The organism is Streptomyces sp. NPDC127084, assembly GCF_042724175.1.
In the GTDB taxonomy this organism is placed as follows: Bacteria; Actinomycetota; Actinomycetes; order Streptomycetales; family Streptomycetaceae; genus Streptomyces.
On sequence record NZ_JBHXFA010000014.1, the window covers coordinates 12787 to 31346 of the forward strand.

The 18560-nt window shown below is 69.6% G+C and carries 18 protein-coding genes; 13 read left to right on the forward strand and 5 right to left on the reverse strand.

Going from position 1 to position 18560, the window contains the following annotated elements; genetic code table 11:
• A partial coding sequence (locus ACFWI9_RS05580; RefSeq protein WP_387159217.1) for a hypothetical protein occupies positions 1 to 824 on the forward strand: 824 nt, incomplete at its 5' end.
• A gap of 130 nt (positions 825 to 954) precedes the next feature.
• Here ACFWI9_RS05580 and ACFWI9_RS05585 read toward each other — a convergent pair.
• Positions 955 to 1434 (reverse strand): DUF3093 domain-containing protein, encoded by a 480-nt coding sequence (locus tag ACFWI9_RS05585; RefSeq protein ID WP_387159218.1) that lies wholly within the window; start codon positions 1432 to 1434, stop codon positions 955 to 957.
• A 58-nt stretch (positions 1435 to 1492) separates the two neighbouring features.
• On the opposite strand from ACFWI9_RS05585, the gene ACFWI9_RS05590 reads away from it, so the two are divergent.
• The 7 genes from ACFWI9_RS05590 (at position 1493) to ACFWI9_RS05620 (ending at position 8165) form a co-directional block, all read left to right on the forward strand.
• Positions 1493 to 2068 (forward strand): PaaI family thioesterase, encoded by a 576-nt coding sequence (locus tag ACFWI9_RS05590; RefSeq protein WP_387159219.1) that lies wholly within the window; start codon positions 1493 to 1495, stop codon positions 2066 to 2068.
• The gene (gene dut / locus ACFWI9_RS05595; RefSeq protein WP_387159220.1) at positions 2068 to 2595 is read left to right on the forward strand and encodes a dUTP diphosphatase; all 528 of its coding nucleotides are present in this window, start codon (positions 2068 to 2070) and stop codon (positions 2593 to 2595) included. Before ACFWI9_RS05590 ends, dut begins: the two co-directional genes overlap by 1 nt.
• Position 2596: 1 nt before the next feature.
• The gene (locus ACFWI9_RS05600) at positions 2597 to 3364 is read left to right on the forward strand and encodes a DUF3710 domain-containing protein (protein ID WP_387159221.1); all 768 of its coding nucleotides are present in this window, start codon (positions 2597 to 2599) and stop codon (positions 3362 to 3364) included.
• 262 nt (positions 3365 to 3626) lie between these two features.
• The gene (locus ACFWI9_RS05605) at positions 3627 to 6179 is read left to right on the forward strand and encodes an ATP-binding protein (RefSeq protein ID WP_387159222.1); all 2553 of its coding nucleotides are present in this window, start codon (positions 3627 to 3629) and stop codon (positions 6177 to 6179) included.
• Between the two features lie 51 nt (positions 6180 to 6230).
• The gene (locus ACFWI9_RS05610; RefSeq protein WP_387159223.1) at positions 6231 to 6917 is read left to right on the forward strand and encodes a response regulator; all 687 of its coding nucleotides are present in this window, start codon (positions 6231 to 6233) and stop codon (positions 6915 to 6917) included.
• Positions 6918 to 7004: 87 nt separating this feature from the next.
• On the forward strand, positions 7005 to 7412 hold the full coding sequence (locus ACFWI9_RS05615) for an OB-fold nucleic acid binding domain-containing protein (RefSeq protein ID WP_387159224.1): 408 nt from the start codon (positions 7005 to 7007) through the stop codon (positions 7410 to 7412).
• A gap of 3 nt (positions 7413 to 7415) precedes the next feature.
• On the forward strand, positions 7416 to 8165 hold the full coding sequence (locus ACFWI9_RS05620; RefSeq protein ID WP_387159225.1) for a DUF3159 domain-containing protein: 750 nt from the start codon (positions 7416 to 7418) through the stop codon (positions 8163 to 8165).
• 71 nt (positions 8166 to 8236) lie between these two features.
• Here the strand turns inward: ACFWI9_RS05620 and ACFWI9_RS05625 are convergent, their stop codons facing one another.
• Entirely contained in the window at positions 8237 to 8917 is a 681-nt protein-coding gene (locus tag ACFWI9_RS05625) for a potassium channel family protein (RefSeq protein ID WP_387159226.1), read from the reverse strand.
• A complete protein-coding gene (locus tag ACFWI9_RS05630) occupies positions 8917 to 9585 on the reverse strand; it encodes a potassium channel family protein (RefSeq protein ID WP_387159227.1) in 669 nt (222 codons plus the stop codon). Before ACFWI9_RS05630 ends, ACFWI9_RS05625 begins: the two co-directional genes overlap by 1 nt.
• A 328-nt stretch (positions 9586 to 9913) precedes the next feature.
• Between ACFWI9_RS05630 and ACFWI9_RS05635 the strand changes: the two genes are divergently transcribed.
• Both ACFWI9_RS05635 and ACFWI9_RS05640 read left to right on the forward strand, forming a co-directional pair.
• Positions 9914 to 11962 carry an APC family permease gene (locus ACFWI9_RS05635; protein WP_387159228.1) on the forward strand — a complete coding sequence of 683 codons (2049 nt, stop codon included), beginning with the start codon at positions 9914 to 9916 and terminating at the stop codon, positions 11960 to 11962.
• A 72-nt stretch (positions 11963 to 12034) separates the two neighbouring features.
• Positions 12035 to 13363 carry a class I SAM-dependent RNA methyltransferase gene (locus tag ACFWI9_RS05640; RefSeq protein ID WP_387159229.1) on the forward strand — a complete coding sequence of 443 codons (1329 nt, stop codon included), beginning with the start codon at positions 12035 to 12037 and terminating at the stop codon, positions 13361 to 13363.
• Positions 13364 to 13748: 385 nt separating this feature from the next.
• Here ACFWI9_RS05640 and ACFWI9_RS05645 read toward each other — a convergent pair whose 3' ends face one another.
• A complete protein-coding gene (locus tag ACFWI9_RS05645) occupies positions 13749 to 14615 on the reverse strand; it encodes a helix-turn-helix domain-containing protein (RefSeq protein ID WP_387159230.1) in 867 nt (288 codons plus the stop codon).
• Positions 14616 to 14640: 25 nt separating this feature from the next.
• A complete protein-coding gene (locus ACFWI9_RS05650; RefSeq protein WP_387159231.1) occupies positions 14641 to 15534 on the reverse strand; it encodes a helix-turn-helix domain-containing protein in 894 nt (297 codons plus the stop codon).
• Between the two features lie 279 nt (positions 15535 to 15813).
• Here ACFWI9_RS05650 and ACFWI9_RS05655 point away from each other — a divergent pair, with 279 nt between their 5' ends.
• From ACFWI9_RS05655 to ACFWI9_RS05665, 3 genes are read left to right on the forward strand one after another with little or no spacing between them, the layout of a single operon-like run.
• Positions 15814 to 16785, forward strand: coding sequence for an aldo/keto reductase (locus tag ACFWI9_RS05655; RefSeq protein WP_387159232.1), 972 nt, complete (start codon positions 15814 to 15816; stop codon positions 16783 to 16785).
• Between the two features lie 24 nt (positions 16786 to 16809).
• On the forward strand, positions 16810 to 17580 hold the full coding sequence (locus ACFWI9_RS05660; protein ID WP_387159233.1) for an SDR family oxidoreductase: 771 nt from the start codon (positions 16810 to 16812) through the stop codon (positions 17578 to 17580).
• 32 nt (positions 17581 to 17612) lie between these two features.
• Positions 17613 to 18548, forward strand: a complete 936-nt coding sequence (locus ACFWI9_RS05665) for an alpha/beta hydrolase (protein ID WP_387159234.1) — start codon at positions 17613 to 17615, stop codon at positions 18546 to 18548.
• Positions 18549 to 18560: the final 12 nt, after the last annotated feature.

Consider the following 18560-nt stretch of genomic DNA (forward strand, 5'->3'; position numbering starts at 1 on the left):
GTCCTGTGTCGCGAGGATGCGGGCGGCGAGAAGGCCCGCGTTGCGCGCCCCGCCCCCCCCCACCCGGGCCCCCCCCCCGCCCGCGGGGCCCCGCCGCGGGCCCCCGGCGGCTGGACGCCGTCAGAAGCGGCGTCCGTAGGACCGGTGAGGCCGGCAAGGCCCTGCTCGGTCTGCTGACCGACCGGGTCATCGATATCGCACCGCGCGTCCCGGTGCGCGATCTCGCCACCCTCCGGGCGCACTTCCCGGGGCTCGGCCCCGAGGAGATCGCCGACAAGCTGATCGCGGGAGCGGCCAATGCCAGCTCCACCGTGGGCGCCGGAGTCGGCGCGGCGGCGATGCTGCCCGTGCCGCCCGCCCTGCCGGCCGAGCTGGCCACGGAGATCGTCTGTGTCGCCGCCGTCGAGCTGAAGCTCGTCGCCGAGCTGCACGAGGTCTACGGCCTGCGACCGCCGGGCAACGTCAGGGAGCGCGCCACCGCCTATCTGACCTCGTGGTCCGAGGAGCGGGGCATCGACGTGACGAAGCCCACGACGATGAACGCCGCACTCGGCGGCCAGATGAAGCGCGAACTGCGCCAGCAGATCATGAAGCGCATGGTCCGCAACCTGCCGAACGTGATGCCCTTCATGATCGGCGCGGCCGTGGGCGCGGTGATGAACAGGCGCGACACCAGAAAGCTCGCCGAGCACATCAGGAAGGACCTGCGCAAGCACCAGGTCCCCTGGGAGGCGCTGCCCGAGCTGCCGCGCCTGGACAAGCCCACCGGCGAACTGCCCCCCGAGCTTCCGCCGGAGCTGCGCAAGGAGCTGGAGGACGGCTGACCCGACGGAGTCCTACCGGGGCCCCGCGCTGTCGGCCAGGACCGGTACGCCTCAGGTCGGTACACCGGTCAAGCGGCCGGGACCGGGCCGTACGCCCCCTACGAGGCGGTCAGGCCCGTGTGTGCGGCGGTCAGGCCCGTACCGCTTCCAGCGCGGCCACCAGAGCCTCCGGATCCCGGGTCGAGACGTACACGTACGGCGTCGGATCCTCAGGGTCCGAGACCGTCACCCGTACCGCCGTCGGCACATAGCTGCGCAGCAGCATGAACGCGCGCGGATCCGCCTTGTACGAGCGCCACGCCCGGGCCTCCGCCGCGTCCAGCACCTCGGCGTCACCGAGCGCGTCGACCGGGATACGCGCGTCACCGGCCACCAGCGAACCGGCCACCACCCGGACCCGCGCCGACCCGTAGGAGCTCACCGCCGCGGCGGCCAGCGCACCCGCCCCGATCAGGCCCGCCAGCATCGGCACCGGGCCCAGGGGGATCATCACCAGGCTCCCGGACAGGGCCACCAGAGCGGTGATCGCCCACCAGGAGCGGGGTGCGGTGAGGCGCTCGTCGTAGGACGGCACGGCGGGCGAGCCGGAGGCGGCGGCGGAAGGCTGCATGAATCCAAGCTTGGCACGGCGCGACCTGCGGCTACCCGCGCGGGTAAGGTCTGCGCCTGTGAGTACTGCACTGACCCCTCCCGCCGACGCCATACCGCCGGTGCGGCACCCCGACGCGCCCGCCCCCGGCGAGCTGCTCGGCGCGCACTACGACCACTGCTTCGGCTGCGGCGGCGGGCAGCCCCATGGGCTGCACCTGGAGGCGAAGGCCGGTGAAGGCGTCAGTCTCACCGCCGAGTTCACCGTCACCCCCGCCCATCAGGGCGCTCCCGGCCTGGCGCACGGCGGCGTGCTCGCCACCGCGCTCGACGAGACGCTCGGTTCGCTGAACTGGCTGCTGCGGGTGATCGCGGTGACCGGGCGGCTGGAGACCGACTTCGTCCGACCCGTGCCGGTGGACACCGTGCTGTTCCTGGAGGCCGAGGTCACCGCGGTCAGCGGCCGGAAGATCTACTCCAGGGCCACGGGCCGGATCGGCGGCCCGGAGGGACCGGTCGCCGTGCGCGCCGAAGCCCTCTTCATCGAGGTCAAGGTCGACCACTTCGTCGACAACGGCCGTCCGCAGGAGATCCAGGCCGCCATGGCCGACCCCGACCAGGTCAGGCGTACCCGCGCCTTCGAGGTGAACCCCTGATGCACAACCCCGTCGACGTACTGATCCGGCGCCTGGACCCCGAGGTGCCGATCCCGGCGTACGCACATCCGGGCGACGCCGGTGTCGATCTGGTGACCACGGAGAGTGCCGAACTGGCTCCCGGGGAGCGCGCGGTCCTGCCCACCGGACTGGCCATCGCGCTCCCGGACGGGTACGCGGCCTTCGTCCATCCGCGCTCCGGGCTCGCGGCCCGGTGCGGTGTCGCCCTGGTCAATGCCCCGGGGACGGTGGATGCCGGGTACCGTGGGGAGATCAAGGTGATCCTGGTCAATCTGGACCCGCGCGAGAGCGTGCGGTTCGAGCGGTTCGACAGGATCGCTCAACTGGTCGTCCAGCAGGTCGAGAAGGTGCGCTTCCATGAGGTGGCGGAGCTTCCCGGCTCGGCCCGGGCCGAGGGGGGCTTCGGGTCCACCGGTGGTCATACCGCCGTGGGCGGGTCCGGCGTGGACGGCGTACAGGGTGGGAATCGATACGCTTCGGTCGTATCCGACCGGGAAGGACAGTGACGTGTTCGGACGTCGCAAGAAGAGCGGTTCCGCCGACGAGGTGGCGGGCGAGGCCGAGCAGGTCGTCGACGAGCTCGACACGGATGACGCGGCACAGGACGAGGCGCCGCGGCGGGTGAGCCTTCCGCCGGAGCCCAGGCCCGACGGGCCCTGGGACATCTCCGAGAAGCCCCAGCCCGGCGAGGGCCGGGTGGACCTCGGCGGTCTCTTCGTGCCCGGAGTCGAGGGCATGGAGCTGCGGGTGGAGGTCGCGGGCGACGCGATCGTCGCGGCGACGGTCGTGCTCCAGGACAGCGCGGTCCAGCTCCAGGCGTTCGCCGCGCCCAAGAAGGAAGGCATCTGGGGTGAGGTGCGCGAGGAGATCGCCACCGGCATCACCCAGCAGGGCGGTGTCATCGACGAGGTCGAGGGCCCGCTGGGCTGGGAGCTGCGGGCGCAGGTGCCCGTCCAGCTCCCGGACGGCACCGGGGGCGTCCAGCTCGTCCGCTTCGTCGGCGTCGACGGGCCGCGGTGGTTCCTGCGCGGGGTGATCTCCGGGCAGGGTGCGGTTCAGCCCGAGGCGGCCGGACTGCTGGAGCAGATCTTCCGTGAGACGGTCGTCGTGCGCGGCGAAGGCCCGATGGCGCCGCGCGATCCGATCGTCCTCAAGCTCCCGAACGACGCCCAGATGGTGCCGGAGGGTGTCCAGCAGGAGGAGCAGGAAGGATCCCGCTTCTCCGGCGGGATGGGACAGCTCCAGCGGGGACCCGAGATCACCGAGGTGCGCTGACACTTCGGGCAGCCTCAGGCAGCTCAGGCAGTTGCGATGGGCCGTACACCGTTCGCGGTGTGCGGCCCATCGGCGTGGACGGCCCGTCGGCGTGGACGGCCCGGGTGCAAAGGTCCGGCTCCCGACCGCGTCAGAATCGCGTCAATACACCCGTGACCATCGCATGATGTCCGTTTCAGCGGATTTCATGAATGTAGCTTCAACAGGTGTCCGCTGTGGACGCAGCCGCCCGCGGAGGCGGTCATCGAAGGACAATGAGGCCATGGCACGCGGCAAGCTACGCATCTACCTCGGCGCGGCTCCGGGGGTGGGCAAGACATACGCCATGCTCTCCGAGGCGCACCGCAGGGGGGAGCGGGGCACCGACTGCGTCATCGGCGTCGTGGAGCACCACGACCGGCCCCGTACGCAGGTCCTGCTGCACGGCCTCGAACAGCTCCCGCGTCGCGAGCTGCCCTACCGGGGATCCGTGTTCACGGAGATGGACGTGGACGCGGTGCTGCGACGCCGGCCCGCTGTCGCGCTGGTGGACGAGCTGGCCCACACCAATGTGCCGGGGTCACGGAACACCAAGCGCTGGCAGGACGTCGAAGAGCTGCTGGCCGCCGGGATCGACGTCATCTCGACCGTCAACATCCAGCACCTGGAGTCGCTCGGCGACGTCGTGGAGGCGATAACCGGGGTACGCCAGCGCGAGACCGTGCCCGACGAGGTCGTCCGCCGCGCAGACCAGATCGAGCTGGTCGACATGTCGCCCCAGGCGCTGCGCCGCCGGATGGCGCACGGCAACGTCTACCAGCCGGACAAGATCGACGCGTCGCTGTCCAACTACTTCCGCCTGGGCAACCTCACCGCGCTGCGCGAACTCGCGCTGCTCTGGGTCGCCGACCGGGTCGACGAGTACCTCCAGCAGTACCGCGGCGAGCACAACATCCGCACGACCTGGCAGGCCCGCGAACGGATCGTCGTCGGACTCACCGGCGGTCCCGAGGGGCGCACCCTGATCCGCCGGGCCGCTCGGATGGCCGCCAAGGGCTCCGGGAGCGAGATCCTCGCCGTCTACGTCGCCCGCAGCGACGGGCTGACTTCGGCGTCCCCGAAGGAGCTGGCGGTCCAGCGCACCCTCGTGGAGGACCTGGGCGGCACTTTCCACCACGTCATCGGTGACGACATCCCCGCCGCTCTGCTCGACTTCGCGCGCGGGGTCAACGCCACCCAGATCGTGCTCGGCTCCTCGCGCCGGAAGGCCTGGCAGTACGTCTTCGGGCCGGGAGTCGGCGCGACCGTGGCCCGCGAGTCCGGGCCCGACCTAGACGTGCACATCGTGACGCACGAGGAAGCCGCCAAGGGCCGCGGGCTGCCTGTCGCCCGGGGCGCCCGCCTGGGCCGTTCCAGGATCATCGCCGGCTGGCTCGTCGGCATCGCGGGCCCCTTGCTGCTCGCCCTGCTCCTCATCCGGATCCATGAGGGCGGGACCGAGCTCGGCCTCGCCAACGACATGCTGCTGTTCCTGGCCCTGACGGTGGCGGCGGCGCTGATCGGCGGGCTGCTGCCCGCGCTGGCGTCGGCGGCTGTCGGGTCGCTGATGCTGAACTACTACTTCACCCCGCCCCTCCACCTCTTCAGCATCGCCGACCCACGGAACATCGTCGCGATAGTGATCTTCGTGGCGGTCGCCATCTCGGTGGCATCGGTCGTGGACCTCGCGGCCCGGCGTACCCACCAGGCAGCCCGGCTGCGCGCCGAGTCGGAGATCCTCTCGTTCCTCGCCGGCAGTGTGCTGCGCGGCGAGACCACCCTGGACGCGCTCCTGGAGCGGGTGCGGGAGACCTTCGGTATGGAGTCGGTGGCGCTGCTGGAGCGCTCCGGCGATGTGGAGCCCTGGGAGTGCGCGGGCAGCGTCGGCCCCGCGCCCGCCGCCAGGCCCGAGGACGCGGACGTGGACATGCCTGTCGGCGACCATATGGCGCTCGCGCTGTCGGGGCGGGTGCTGCCCGCCGCGGACCGCCGTGTCCTCGGCGCGTTCGCCGCCCAGTCCGCGGTCGTCCTGGACCGCCAGCGGCTCGTCGACGAGGCGGAGGAGGCCCGTAAGCTCGCCGAGGGCAACAAGATCCGCACCTCGCTGCTCGCCGCCGTCAGCCATGACCTGCGCACCCCGCTGGCCGGAATCAAGGCGGCCGTCAGCTCGCTGCGCTCCGGTGACGTCGAATGGTCAGACGAGGACCGGGCCGAGCTCCTCGAAGGCATAGAGACCGGCGCTGACCGGCTCGACCACCTGGTCGGCAACCTGCTCGACATGTCCCGTCTCCAGACCGGCACGGTCACCCCCCTCATCCGCGACACCGACCTGGACGAGGTCGTGCCCATGGCTCTGGTCGGCGTCCCCGACTCCGCTGTCGGTCTCGACATCCCCGAGACACTGCCGATGGTGCGGGTCGACAAGGGGCTGCTGGAGCGCGCCGTGGCCAACATCGTCGAGAACGCAGTCAAGTACAGCCCCGAGGCGAGCACCGTCATGGTGTCCGCCAGTGCGTTGGGCGACCGTGTCGAGCTACGGGTCGCGGACCGCGGCCGAGGAGTGCCCGACGAGGCGAAGGACCGGATATTCGAGCCCTTCCAGCGCTACGGTGACGCACCGCGCGGCGCGGGAGTCGGCCTCGGTCTCGCCGTGGCCCGGGGCTTCGTGGAAGCCATGGACGGCTCTCTGGCCGCCGAGGACACCCCGGGTGGCGGTCTCACGATGGTCCTGACCCTTCGGGCGGCTTCCGGTAGCGCTCCTGTGCCCCCCGAGCTCATCGCCCGGTCGACCGGCTGACCTGGCCGATCCCGCACGGACAACAAGACGAGAGACGAAAGGCAGGCACTCATGACCCGAGTGCTCGTGGTGGACGACGAGCCGCAGATCGTACGCGCCCTCGTGATCAACCTGAAGGCACGCAAGTACGACGTCGACGCGGCTACCGACGGTGCCACGGCGCTCCAGCTCGCCGCCGCCCGCCATCCCGATGCCGTCGTCCTGGACCTCGGACTGCCGGACATGGACGGAGTCGAGGTGATCAAGGGCCTGCGCGGCTGGACACGTGTCCCGATCCTGGTGCTCTCCGCGCGGCACACCTCGGACGAGAAGGTGGAGGCGCTGGACGCGGGAGCCGACGACTATGTGACCAAGCCGTTCGGGATGGACGAACTGCTGGCGCGGCTGCGTGCCGCGGTGCGCAGGGCCGAGCCGGTCGGTGGCGGTGACGACGGGATCGTCGTGGTCGAGACCGGGCAGTTCACCGTCGACCTCGCGGCGAAGAAGGTCAACCGACGCGGCAAGGACGTACGCCTCACCCCGACCGAATGGCACCTCCTGGAGGTCCTGGTACGCAACACCGGACGGCTGGTCAGCCAGAAGCAGCTGCTCCAGGAGGTGTGGGGTCCCTCATACGGCACCGAGACCAACTATCTGCGGGTCTACATGGCTCAGCTGCGGCGCAAGCTGGAGGCGGACCCCTCGCACCCCGAGCACTTCCTCACGGAGCCCGGAATGGGATACCGCTTCGAACGCTGAGCCGGCGCGGCGTGGTACCCGCAGGGAGCAGGAAAGTGATGATCGGCCCATGACCGGGACGGCGGGGCTCCCCGGTACGCTTCCGGTATGAGTGCTGCGTCTCGATCCGGGAATGGCGAGAAACCGGCCGGCCGCTTCCGCCGGATGCTCGATCGTCTGTCCAGCTCCCAGCAGGACCTCGAGTCCGAGGAGCTCCAGGAGGACTCGCAGGCGACGGGTTGCACGCGCATCTCCGACTGCGGGGACCGCCAGATCGTGAAGGTGACTGGTACCTTGCGCACGGTCACCCTGCGCCCGAGGGCCGGAGTCCCGGCCCTGGAGGCGGAGCTGTTCGACGGCTCCGCCGCCCTGGACGTGGTGTGGCTGGGCCGACGCTCGATCGTGGGCATAGAACCGGGCCGCAGGATGATCGCCTCGGGCCGGATCGCCATGAGCCACGGCCGGCGTGTGCTGTTCAACCCGAAATACGAGCTGCGACCGCTCGGACAGGAGTAGCAGGTGGCGTCCCTCGACAAGCCGACCGCGCAGGACCAGGAAGACGGCGGCCCCGAGCACAGCAAGGCGGTCACGGAAGCGGCCCTGTTCGAGGCCTTCGGCGGGCTCCGGGGCATGGTGGAGACAGTCCTGCCCGGACTGCTCTTCGTCACGATCTTCACGATCAACAAGGACCTGCACATCTCGGCGATCGCCGCGCTGGCGGTTTCGCTGCTGCTCGTCGCCGTACGGCTGATCCGCAGGGACACCGTGAAGCACGCGTTCAGCGGGGTCTTCGGGGTGGCCTTCGGCGTGATCTTCGCGATGATGACCGGCAACGCCAAGGACTTCTACCTGCCGGGCATGCTGTACACCCTGGGCCTGGGGCTCGCGTACATCATCACGACCCTCGCGGGCGTGCCGCTGATCGGTCTCATCCTCGGCCCGGTCTTCAAGGAGAACCTCTCCTGGCGCACCCGCAACCCGGGACGCAAGAAGGCCTACGCGAAGGCCAGCTGGGCCTGGGGCCTGATCCTGCTGGCCAAGTGCGCCATCCTCTTCCCGCTCTACTGGTGGGCGGACACGACCCAGTTCGGCTGGGTGCTGATCGCCCTGAAGATTCCGCCGTTCCTGCTCGCGGTCTATCTGACCTGGGTCTTCCTGGCGAAGGCCCCGCCGCCCATCGACGTCTTCGCGGAGATGGAGGAGCAGGAGCGCGCGGAGCGTGCCGAGGAGGAGCGCCAGGCCGCCGCGCGTGGCGACCGCCAGATGTAGGCCCCTCGTCATGGGTGCGGCCCGGGACCTTCGTCCCGGGCCGTACCCGTACGCATGGGCGCGTGGCGGAATCAGACCTTCCCCGGGTCTCCCCGGCGCACCGACAGCAGGTCCTCCAGCTGCTCCTCACGGGCCTGCGCCGCGACGAACAGCAGCTCGTCACCCGGCTCCAGCGTCTCCTCGCCATGCGGGGTGAGCACCCGGGGCCCGCGGATGATGGTCACCAGCGAGGTGTCCTCGGGCCAGGCCACATCCCCGACCTGGACACCCGCGAGCGCCGACTCCGGCGGCAGCGTCAACTCCACCAGGTTGGCGTCGCCGTGGCTGAAGCGCAGCAGCCGGACCAGGTCGCCGACACTCACCGCCTCCTCGACCAGCGCCGACATCAGGCGCGGAGTGGACACCGCGACATCCACGCCCCAGGACTCGTTGAAGAGCCACTCGTTCTTGGGGTTGTTCACCCGGGCGACCACACGCGGCACGCCGTACTCGGTCTTCGCCAGCAGCGATACGACCAGGTTGACCTTGTCGTCACCGGTCGCCGCGATCACGACGTTGCACCGCTGCAAGGCGGCCTCGTCCAGCGATGTGATCTCACAGGCGTCGGCCAGCAGCCACTCCGCCTGCGGCACCCGCTCCACCGAGATGGCGGTGGGCGCCTTGTCGATCAGGAGCACCTCGTGCCCGTTCTCCAGCAGCTCGCCCGCGATGGAACGCCCCACCGCGCCGGCCCCGGCAATCGCGACCCGCATCAGTGACCGGCCTCCTCGGGACCCTGGGCGAACGCCGCCTCGACCTTCTCGATCTCGTCCGTGCGCATCATCACATGGACCAGATCGCCTTCCTGGAGGACCGTCTGCGACGTCGGCAGCACCGCCTCACCCAGCCGCGTGAGGAACGCGACACGCACACCCGTCTCCTCCTGCAGTTTGCTGATCTTTTGGCCGATCCAGGCCGGTGACGTGTGCACCTCCGCGAGCTGCACACCACCGCTCGGGTCACGCCACAGTGGCTCGGCTCCGGACGGCAGCAGCCGGCGCAGCATCTGGTCGGCGGTCCACCGGACCGTGGCCACGGTGGGGATCCCGAGGCGCTGGTAGACCTCGGCGCGCCGGGGGTCGTAGATCCGGGCCGCGACGTTCTCGATGCCGAACATCTCCCGAGCGACCCGAGCCGCGATGATGTTCGAGTTGTCGCCGCTGCTGACGGCCGCGAAGGCGCCGGCCTCCTCGATACCCGCCTCGCGCAGGGTGTCCTGGTCGAAGCCGACACCGGTCACCCGGCGCCCGCCGAACCCGGAGCCCAGGCGACGGAAGGCGGTGGGGTCCTGGTCGACCACGGCGACCGTGTGTCCCTGCTGCTCCAGGGTCTGCGCGAGTGCCGCTCCCACCCGGCCGCAGCCCATGATGACAATGTGCACCTATCTACCCCGCAGTCCTGGTCATCCGGCTGACCTGCGCAAACACCCTGGTCACTCTTCTCTCTCGGCTCTGCTGGGCAATGGCCGGGCAACAGCGCCCGGCGCTGCCCTTGACGAGCTTATGACGCGGCTATCCGCTTGCCCTCATCCGCGGTACCCATCCGAACGCGTTGGCGTATCCGTGCGAGCGGACGGGCTCGGATTACACGGGGAATCCCCATAGCCCTGTGTACCCGGCCGGCATCACAACGTGGCGACTGGAGTCCATACGAATCCCTGACGGGCCGCGAGTGGGTTTCCCCCTGACAGAGCCCTTACGATCCTCTGCGTGCCTAAACTGACCGACCCGCTCAAACGGATCCTGATCGGCAGGGCCCTGCGCAGCGACCGGCTGGGAGAAACGCTCCTGCCGAAGCGCATCGCACTCCCCGTCTTCGCCTCCGACCCGCTGTCCTCCGTGGCGTACGCCCCCGGCGAAGTGCTGCTGGTCCTCTCGATCGCGGGTGTGTCGGCCTACCACTTCAGCCCTTGGATCGCGGCGGGCGTCGTCGTCTTGATGTTCACGGTGGTCGCCTCGTACCGCCAGAACGTCCACGCGTACCCCAGCGGCGGTGGCGACTACGAGGTGGCGAACACCAACCTCGGCCCCAAGGCGGGCCTCACCGTCGCCAGCGCGCTCCTTGTCGACTACGTACTCACCGTCGCCGTGTCGATCTCCTCCGGCGTGGAGAACCTCGGCTCCGCGATCCCGTTCGTGGTCGAGCACAAGGTGTTCTGCGCCATCGGCATAATCGTGCTGCTCACGCTGATGAACCTGCGCGGTGTCAAGGAGTCGGGCAAGCTCTTCGCCATCCCGACCTACATCTTCGTCGCCGGTGTCTTCATCATGATCGTGTGGGGCGCCTACAAGGGACTCGTCCTCGACGACACCATGCGCGCCCCGACCGCCGACCTCGAGATCAAGCCCGAGGCACAGGGCCTGGCCGGCTTCGCCCTGGTCTTCCTGCTGCTGCGCGCCTTCTCCTCCGGCTGCGCCGCGCTCACCGGCGTCGAGGCCATCAGCAACGGCGTCCCCGCCTTCCGCAAACCCAAGAGCAAGAACGCCGCCACCACGCTGCTCCTCATGGGCGCCCTGGCCGTCACCATGTTCTGCGGCATCATCGGCCTGGCCATAGCAACAGACGTCAGAATGGCGGAGCACCCCGCCCAGGACCTGATCCGCGACGGTGTCCCGGTCGGCTCCGGCTACGTCCAGAACCCGGTCATCTCCCAGGTCGCGGCAGCCGTCTTCGGCAACGGGACGTTCTTCTTCATCGTGCTCGCCGCCGCCACCGCCCTGGTGCTGTTCCTGGCCGCGAACACCGCGTACAACGGCTTCCCTCTACTCGGATCGATCCTGGCCCAGGACCGCTACCTGCCGCGCCAGCTGCACACCCGCGGCGACCGGCTGACCTTCTCCAACGGCATCGTGCTGCTGGCGGGCGCCGCGATCCTGCTCGTCTGGGTCTACGGAGCCGACTCCACCAAGCTGATCCAGCTCTACATCGTCGGTGTGTTCGTCTCCTTCACCCTCAGCCAGACCGGCATGGTGCGGCACTGGAACCGCCATCTGGCGACCGAGCGCGACCCCGCCAAGCGCCGCCACATGATCCGCTCCCGGGCGATCAACACCTTCGGCGCCTTCTTCACCGGCCTGGTGCTGGTGGTCGTCCTGGGCACCAAGTTCACCCACGGGGCATGGGTCGCCCTGCTCGGCATGGTGATCTTCTACGGAACGATGACGGCGATCCGCAAGCACTACGACCGCGTCGCCGACGAGATCGCCGCCCCGGACGAGCCGACCGACGACACCGTGCGCCCCTCCCGGGTCCACTCGATCGTGCTGGTCTCCAAGGTCCACCGCCCCACGCTGCGCGCCGTCGCCTACGCCAAGCTGATGCGCTCCGACCGGCTTGAGGCGCTCAGCATCAACGTGGACCCGGCGGAGACCAAAGCCCTCAAGGCGGAGTGGGACCGGCGCGGCATCAACGTACCGCTCAAGATCCTCGACTCCCCCTACCGGGAGATCACCCGGCCGATCATCGAGTATGTGAAGAGCCTGCGCCGAGAGAGCCCGCGGGACGCGGTCAGTGTGATCATCCCCGAATATGTGGTCGGCCACTGGTGGGAGCACCTGCTCCACAACCAGAGCGCGCTGCGCCTCAAGGGCAGGCTGCTGTTCACTCCGGGCGTCATGGTCACCTCGGTGCCGTACCAGCTCCAGTCGTCCGAGGCGGCGAAGGCGCGGGCCAAGAAGCGCCAGGACTGGAACGCCCCGGGCGCGGTGCGCCGCGGACCCGTGGGCGAGCCGGTCAGGGAGCCCAGCACCAAGGCCTGAGGTCTCCGCGCACCCACGTAGACTGGTGGGCTGTCGCAGTCGCACCCCATGCCCTCTGGAGTCCTCCCCGCCATGCAGAACGCACCTGAGTCCTCGCTTGTCGGGGAGGAGTACGAGGTCGAGATCGGCCCCGTCGCACACGGCGGCCACTGCATCGCCCGCACCGAAGAGGGCCAGGTGCTGTTCGTCCGGCACGCCCTGCCCGGCGAGCGGGTCGTGGCCCGCGTCACCGAGGGCGAGGAGGGCTCCCGCTATCTGCGCGCCGACGCGGTCCGCGTACTGGAGCCGTCCAAGGACCGTGTCGAGGCGCCCTGCCCGTTCGCGGGCCCTGGAAAGTGCGGCGGCTGCGACTGGCAGCACGCCAAGCCGGGCGCGCAGCGCCGCCTCAAGGGCGAGGTCATCGCGGAGCAGCTCAAGCGCCTCGCCGGCCTCACCCCCGAGGAGGCCGGCTGGGACGGCACGGTGATGCCCGCTGAGGGCGACAAGCTGCCCGCAGGCGAGGTGCCCGCCTGGCGGACCCGCGTCCAGTACGCCGTCGACCCCTCAGGCCGGGCCGGGCTGCGCCGCCACCGCTCCCATGAGGTCGAACCGGTCGACCACTGCATGATCGCCGCGCCGGGTGTGACCGAACTCGGCGTCGAGCAGCGCTCCTGGGAGGGCATGGCATCGATCGAGGCCATCGCCGCCACCGGCTCCCAGGACCGCCAGGTCATCCTCACCCCGCGCCCCGGTGCCCGGCTCCCGATCGTGGAGCTGGACAAGCCGGTGTCGGTCCTGCGCATCCACGAGAGGGACGGCAGCGTCCACCGCGTCCACGGCCGCCCCTTCGTCCGCGAACGCGCCGACGACCGCACCTACCGCGTCGGCATGGGCGGCTTCTGGCAGGTCCACCCGAAGGCTGCCCAGACCCTCGTCCAGGCCGTGATGCAGGGCCTGCTCCCGCGCAAGGGCGACACGGCCCTCGACCTCTACTGCGGCGTCGGCCTGTTCGCCGGCGCCATCGGCCAGCGCGTCGGCGAAAAGGGCGCGGTGCTGGGCATCGAGTCCGGCAAGCGCGCGGTGGAGGACGCCCGCCACAACCTCCAGGACCTCCCGAGGGTCCGCATCGAACAGGGCAAGGTCGAGTCCGTCCTCCCGCGTACCGGCATCACCGAAGCCGACCTCGTCGTCCTCGACCCCCCTCGCGCGGGCGCGGGCCGCACCACCGTCGAGTACATCTCCACCCTCGGCGCCCGCCGCATCGCCTACGTGGCCTGCGACCCGGCTGCGCTGGCACGGGACTTGGCGTACTTCGGCGAGTGCGGGTACAGGCCACGGACACTGAGGGCGTTCGACCTGTTCCCGATGACCTCGCACGTGGAGTGCGTGGCGATTCTTGAGCCCGCTGCAAAGGGCCTCTGACCTGCTGATTTTCTGATTCCCCAGGTTGCGGGCGGGTCGTGCCGACATGATTCCGTAGGTGCACGACGTGAAGCGCGTGGTCTGCTGACGAACGCCGTCTGACCTGGCGTTCTAGATGGCGTACCGGAACGGCGGTGCGGTCGTCCTTCCATCAGTATGAAGGGAGGCCGACCACATCGACGCTCAGTTGACGCTAGTTCTGATGGCTCGTCATTGAGTGCCGCCAGCCACAACATGATCAGCTCACGGAGGCCCATCGCCGTTTCTGGGTCGTGCCGGATCCCTCGGCATCCGCGAACCGCTTGCTGCGGCGCACGGAGGATCAGAAGGAGGCCCCGATCAGCACCGCGCCGATGCGGTGTACGCAGACCCTGACGGCGGGTGTTCACGGACGACGTGTGGGCAGACCTGTCCGCTGCTTGTCGGCTGCGGCTGTCGCCAGACGACGAAGCCCCTTCTCCGAGGGGCTGCCGGACTCCGCCGTCCAGATGACGACATGCTGCTGGGGGGAAGTCGAGCTGGTCAGGGTGTCCCAGTCGAGGACGAGGGTACCGGCGACCGGATGGTGGAAGACCTTGTTGCCGGCGCCCTGAACGGCGACCTCGCGCGTCTGCCACCAGTTCTGGAAGTCGGCATGATGCGCCATCCGTTCCAGGAGACGCAGGAGGCGGGGGTCGTCCGGGCGGCGGGCGGTGTGCATGCGCAGGTAGGCCACGCAGGCGTGTGCGCCGGTCTCCCAGTCGTCGTACAGGGCACGCAGGACGGGGTCGTTGAACAGCAGCCAGACGTAGTTGCGGTCCTCTTCGGGGACTTGTCCGAAGTCGGTGAGGAGGGCTGCGGCGAGCCGGTTCCAGGCCAGGACGTCCATGGTGTCGGACAGGACCACGGCGGGTGATTCGGTCAGCTGGTCGAGGAGTCTGCGGGTGTGCGGGGTGACAGTCCGGTCCGGTGGGGCAGGCACTTCGATCGGTGGACGGCCGGCAAGCTCGAACAGGTAGGTGCGCTGGTCGTCGGTGAGGCGCAGGGCCCGGACGATTGCCTCCAGGACGGGGACGGATGCCTGCATGCGGCCCTGTTCGACGCGCGTGTAGTAGTCGGTGCTGATGGCGGCCAGCTGGGCGACCTCCTCGCGGCGCAGGCCCGCCACCCTCCGCTGAGGTCCGGTGTCCGGCAGCCCTACCTGGAGGGGATCCAGCTCGGCCCGGCGCGCCTTGAGGAATGTGCCCAGTTCTTTCGGGTCGCCACTGCTCATGGTTCCAGTGTGGCAGCGGCTCAGGTCAGCCGGGCAGCGAGCGGTCGGTGTCGGTGCTGGTCTCGGTGGTGGCCGAGGTCGTGGCGTTGGCCCAGGAGGCGAGGATGCGTAGGGCGTCGTGGGAGGGGGAGCCGGGTTCGGCGGACCAGACCACGAGCTGCTGGTCGGTGTCGGTGGTGGAGGCGAGGGTGTCCCAGTCGAGGGTCAGGTCGCCGACGACCGGGTGCCTGAGTGTCTTCGTGCCGACTCCTCGCACTGCTACGTGGTGGTCGGCCCACCATCGGCGGAAATCGGCGTCCTGGACCGACAGCTCGCCGACGAGTGTGGTGAGGCGCGGATTGTCCGGGTCGCGGGCCGCCTCCATGCGAAGCTGGGCCACACAGGTGTGGGCGACGTTCTTCCAGTCGGCATACAGCTCCCGCATTTTCGGGTCGGTGAAAACCAGGCGTATATAGTTCCGGTGCTTCTCCGGAATGTGTGAGAAATCGGTGACGAGAGCTGCCGCGAGTGGATTCCACGCGAGAATGTCCATGCGCCGGCCGAGAATGATTCCCGGGGTCGTGGCCAGGTCGTCGAGCAGACGCTGCAGTCGGGGTTGTGCTTTCTGGGCGGAGCGGCGTGCGGGCTTTCCCGAGGGGCGCCCGGCGAGCTGGAACATGTAGGTGCGCTGGTCGTCGTCCAGGTGCAGGACGCGTGCCAGTGTGTTCAGCACCGGCGCCGATGCCTGCATGCGGCCCTGTTCCAGGCGGGTGTAGTAGTCGGCGCTGATGGCGGCTAGGGCGGCGACCTCCTCGCGGCGTAGCCCCGGGACACGGCGGCGGGCTCCGCTCTCGGGGAGACCGATCGATTGCGGGCTCAGGTCGGCTCGGCGTGCCTTCAAGAAGGCCCCCAGTTCATCGGGGCGCGCACTATTGGTCATGGTCTCCAGTGTCACCCGGCAGGTAACTGGGGTGGCAGGGATATTTTTATCCCTGGATGGATTCCTCCCAGGATGAAAGTCTCCTCTGGTGGGGGCGCATGGCGCGTGCGAGTTTCGTCCTGTGGCCAAGAGAAGAATGACGGAGAGGCGAATATTCGCCGGTCTCTAGGAATTCGGAGCCGAGACCTTCTGGTCTGCTCCGACCGCGAGTCGGACACATCCTCCGCTCACGGCCACCATCCGCTTTGAATCAACAGGGAAAACGGAGCCATCCTCCTCATGAAGCACATCACTCTCGGCGGACTCGACGTCTCGCGCGTCGGCCTCGGCGCCATGTCGATGTCCGCCTACTACACCGGTGCCGGCAGTGACGACGCCGAGGCCGTCCGCGCCATCCACCGCGCGCTGGACCTGGGTGTCACCCACATCGACACCGCGGAGATCTACGGCCCGTACACCAACGAGGAACTCGTCGGCCGAGCCGTGAAGGACCGCCGGGACCAGGTCGTGCTGGCGACGAAGTTCGGCGGCATCTCCTACACCGGCCGCCCGGGGCTGGACAGCAGCCCGGCCAGCATCCGCACCGCTGTCGAAGGCTCGCTGCGCCGTCTGGGCACCGACTACATCGATCTGTACTACCAGCACCGGGTCGACCCGGACACCCCGATCGAGGAGACGTTCGGCGCCCTGGCCGAACTCGTCGCCGAGGGCAAGATCCGCCACATCGGCCTGTCCGAGGCCGGCCCGGCCACGATCCGCCGCGCCCACCTCGTGCATCCCGTCGCAGCCCTGCAGACGGAGTACTCCCTATGGACTCGCGACCCTGAGGCCGAGCTGCTGCCCCTGCTGCGTGAGCTGGGCATCGGCTTCGTCCCCTACTCGCCCCTTGGCCACGGCTTCCTCACCGGGAAGATCCGTTCCACCCAGGATTTCGCCGAGGACGACTGGCGCAGGATCAATCCGCGTTTCATCGGCGAGAACTTCCAGCGCAATCTGCGGATCGTCGACGAGGTCGAGGCCGTCGCGGCGGAGGCGGGCGCGACACCGGCACAGGTCGCTCTGGCCTGGCTCCTCGCCCAGGGTGATGACATCGCCCCCATCCCCGGCACCAAGCGGGTCTCGCGCGTCGAGGAGAACACCGCCGCCGACCGCGTCGAACTCACCGGCGAACAGATCGACCGGCTCAACAACCTGACCCCGGCCGCCGGGGAGCGTCACGACGAAGCCGGAATGGCCGTCATCGACTCCTGAGCCGAAGAAGGAGCTGAACCCCTCATGCCCTCTATCGATCGTGTCCTCGTCGTCGGGGCCACCGGCCGCACCGGGCAGCACGTGGTCGCCGCGGCGACCGCCCGCGGTCTGACCGCCGTGGCCCTCGCCCGCAGCGCATCCCGCGCCCGCAAGGCGCTCCCTCCTGGCACCGAGATCGTCGTCGGCGACCTCACGGCACCGGACACCCTCACAGCGGCGGTCCGGGACATCGACGCGGTGATCTTCGTGCACGGCTCGGACGACGACGCCCGCCCCGAGTCCTTCGAGCGGATCGACTACGGCGGCGTCTCGAACGTCCTGCGTGCGCTCGGGGAGCGCCGGCCCCGGATCGTCCTGCAGACGACGATCTTCGTCACCCGCCGCGACCATTCCTTCAACGACGGCGGTCACGCCCTGGACTGGAAGCGCCGCTCCGAGCGGCTCGTACGGCTCAGCGGCGCCCCGTACACGATCGTGCGCCCCGGCTGGCTGGATGCCGGCGAGGGCGGGGCGCACTTGCGGATCGAGCAGGGTGACACGGGCGAAGACGGAGTGAGCCGCGAGGCCCTCGGCGGCCTCCTGGTCGAGGCGCTGCTGGACGACGCAGCCATCGGCAAGACCTTCGAGGTCTTCTCCGGGCCCGGCCGGGCCACCAAGGACTTCACCGCCCTGTTCGCCAAGGCCCAGCCGGACCTCTCCGGTGCCCTCGACGCCGTCAAGGACACCGCCAACCTGCCCCTGGACGCCGAACCGGCCCGCGTCAGGGAAGACCTCGCGCACCTGCGCACCCACTGAAACCACACCGCACCTACACACAACAGGAGCAGATGATGGAAGCCATCACCTTCCCCAACGGCCAGATCACCATGGCGGGCAACCTCTACCTGCCCGACGGCTTCGCCCCGTACACCCCTCACGCGGCCATCGTCGTCGTCCACCCCGGTGGCGGCGTGAAGGAACAGGCCGCCGGCCTGTACGCGAGCAAGCTCGCCGAGCAGGGCTTCGTGGCGCTCGCCTTCGACGCCTCCTTCCAGGGCGACAGCGGCGGCGAGCCCCACCACCTGGAGGACCCCTACGCTCGCGTCGAGGACGTCCGCGCCGCCGTCGACTACATCCAGTCCCTCGACTACGTCGACCCCGAGCGCATCGGCGCCCTGGGCGTCTGCGCCGGCGGCGGCTACAGCGTCAACGCCGCGATGACCGACTACCGGATCAAGGCCCTCACCACCGTCAGCGCCGTCAACATCGGCACCTCCTTCCGCCGCGGCTGGTACGGCACCGACTCCGACGCGGCCGCCGTGCCCACTCTCAGGGCTCTTGCCGAGCAGCGGACCGCCGAGGCCACGAAGGGCGCCGACCCGACTTACCTGCCCTACGTCCCGCCGGAGCCGGACGAGAACACCCCGCGCGACCTGGTCGAGGCCGGCGACTACTACCTCACCCCGCGCGCCCAGCACCCCAACGCCAAGAACAAGTTCCTCTTCACCAAGAGCGTCTCGCGGATCTTCACCTTCGACGCCTTCCACATGGTCGAGGACCTCCTCACCCAGCCGATCCTCATCGTGGCCGGCAGTGAGGCCGGGTCGCTGTGGATGTCCACCGAACTGCACGGCCGGGTCCGCAGCCCCAAGCAGCTCCAGGTCGTCGAGGGCGGTACGCACATGAGCTTCTACGACGTGCCCGAGTACGTCGATCGCGCCATCTCCCAGGCCGCCCCGTTCTTCCGGGAGCACCTGACGGGCGAGCCCGCCGACAAGGGCTGATCACTTCTGGGA

Bases quoted from the DNA above. Each gene is read 5' to 3' on its own strand.
- ACFWI9_RS05585 (WP_387159218.1), bottom strand. From the start codon at position 1,434: ATGCAGCCTTCCGCCGCCGCCTCCGGCTCGCCCGCCGTGCCGTCCTAC.
- ACFWI9_RS05665 (WP_387159234.1), top strand. From the start codon at position 17,613: ATGATGGAAGCCATCACCTTCCCCAACGGCCAGATCACCATGGCGGGC.
- ACFWI9_RS05605 (WP_387159222.1), top strand. From the start codon at position 3,627: ATGGCACGCGGCAAGCTACGCATCTACCTCGGCGCGGCTCCGGGGGTG.
- ACFWI9_RS05645 (WP_387159230.1), bottom strand. From the start codon at position 14,615: ATGAGCAGTGGCGACCCGAAAGAACTGGGCACATTCCTCAAGGCGCGC.
- ACFWI9_RS05640 (WP_387159229.1), top strand. From the start codon at position 12,035: ATGCAGAACGCACCTGAGTCCTCGCTTGTCGGGGAGGAGTACGAGGTC.
- ACFWI9_RS05655 (WP_387159232.1), top strand. From the start codon at position 15,814: ATGAAGCACATCACTCTCGGCGGACTCGACGTCTCGCGCGTCGGCCTC.
- ACFWI9_RS05660 (WP_387159233.1), top strand. From the start codon at position 16,810: ATGCCCTCTATCGATCGTGTCCTCGTCGTCGGGGCCACCGGCCGCACC.
- ACFWI9_RS05610 (WP_387159223.1), top strand. From the start codon at position 6,231: ATGACCCGAGTGCTCGTGGTGGACGACGAGCCGCAGATCGTACGCGCC.
- ACFWI9_RS05615 (WP_387159224.1), top strand. From the start codon at position 7,005: ATGAGTGCTGCGTCTCGATCCGGGAATGGCGAGAAACCGGCCGGCCGC.
- ACFWI9_RS05650 (WP_387159231.1), bottom strand. From the start codon at position 15,534: ATGACCAATAGTGCGCGCCCCGATGAACTGGGGGCCTTCTTGAAGGCA.
- ACFWI9_RS05625 (WP_387159226.1), bottom strand. From the start codon at position 8,917: ATGCGGGTCGCGATTGCCGGGGCCGGCGCGGTGGGGCGTTCCATCGCG.
- dut (WP_387159220.1), top strand. From the start codon at position 2,068: ATGCACAACCCCGTCGACGTACTGATCCGGCGCCTGGACCCCGAGGTG.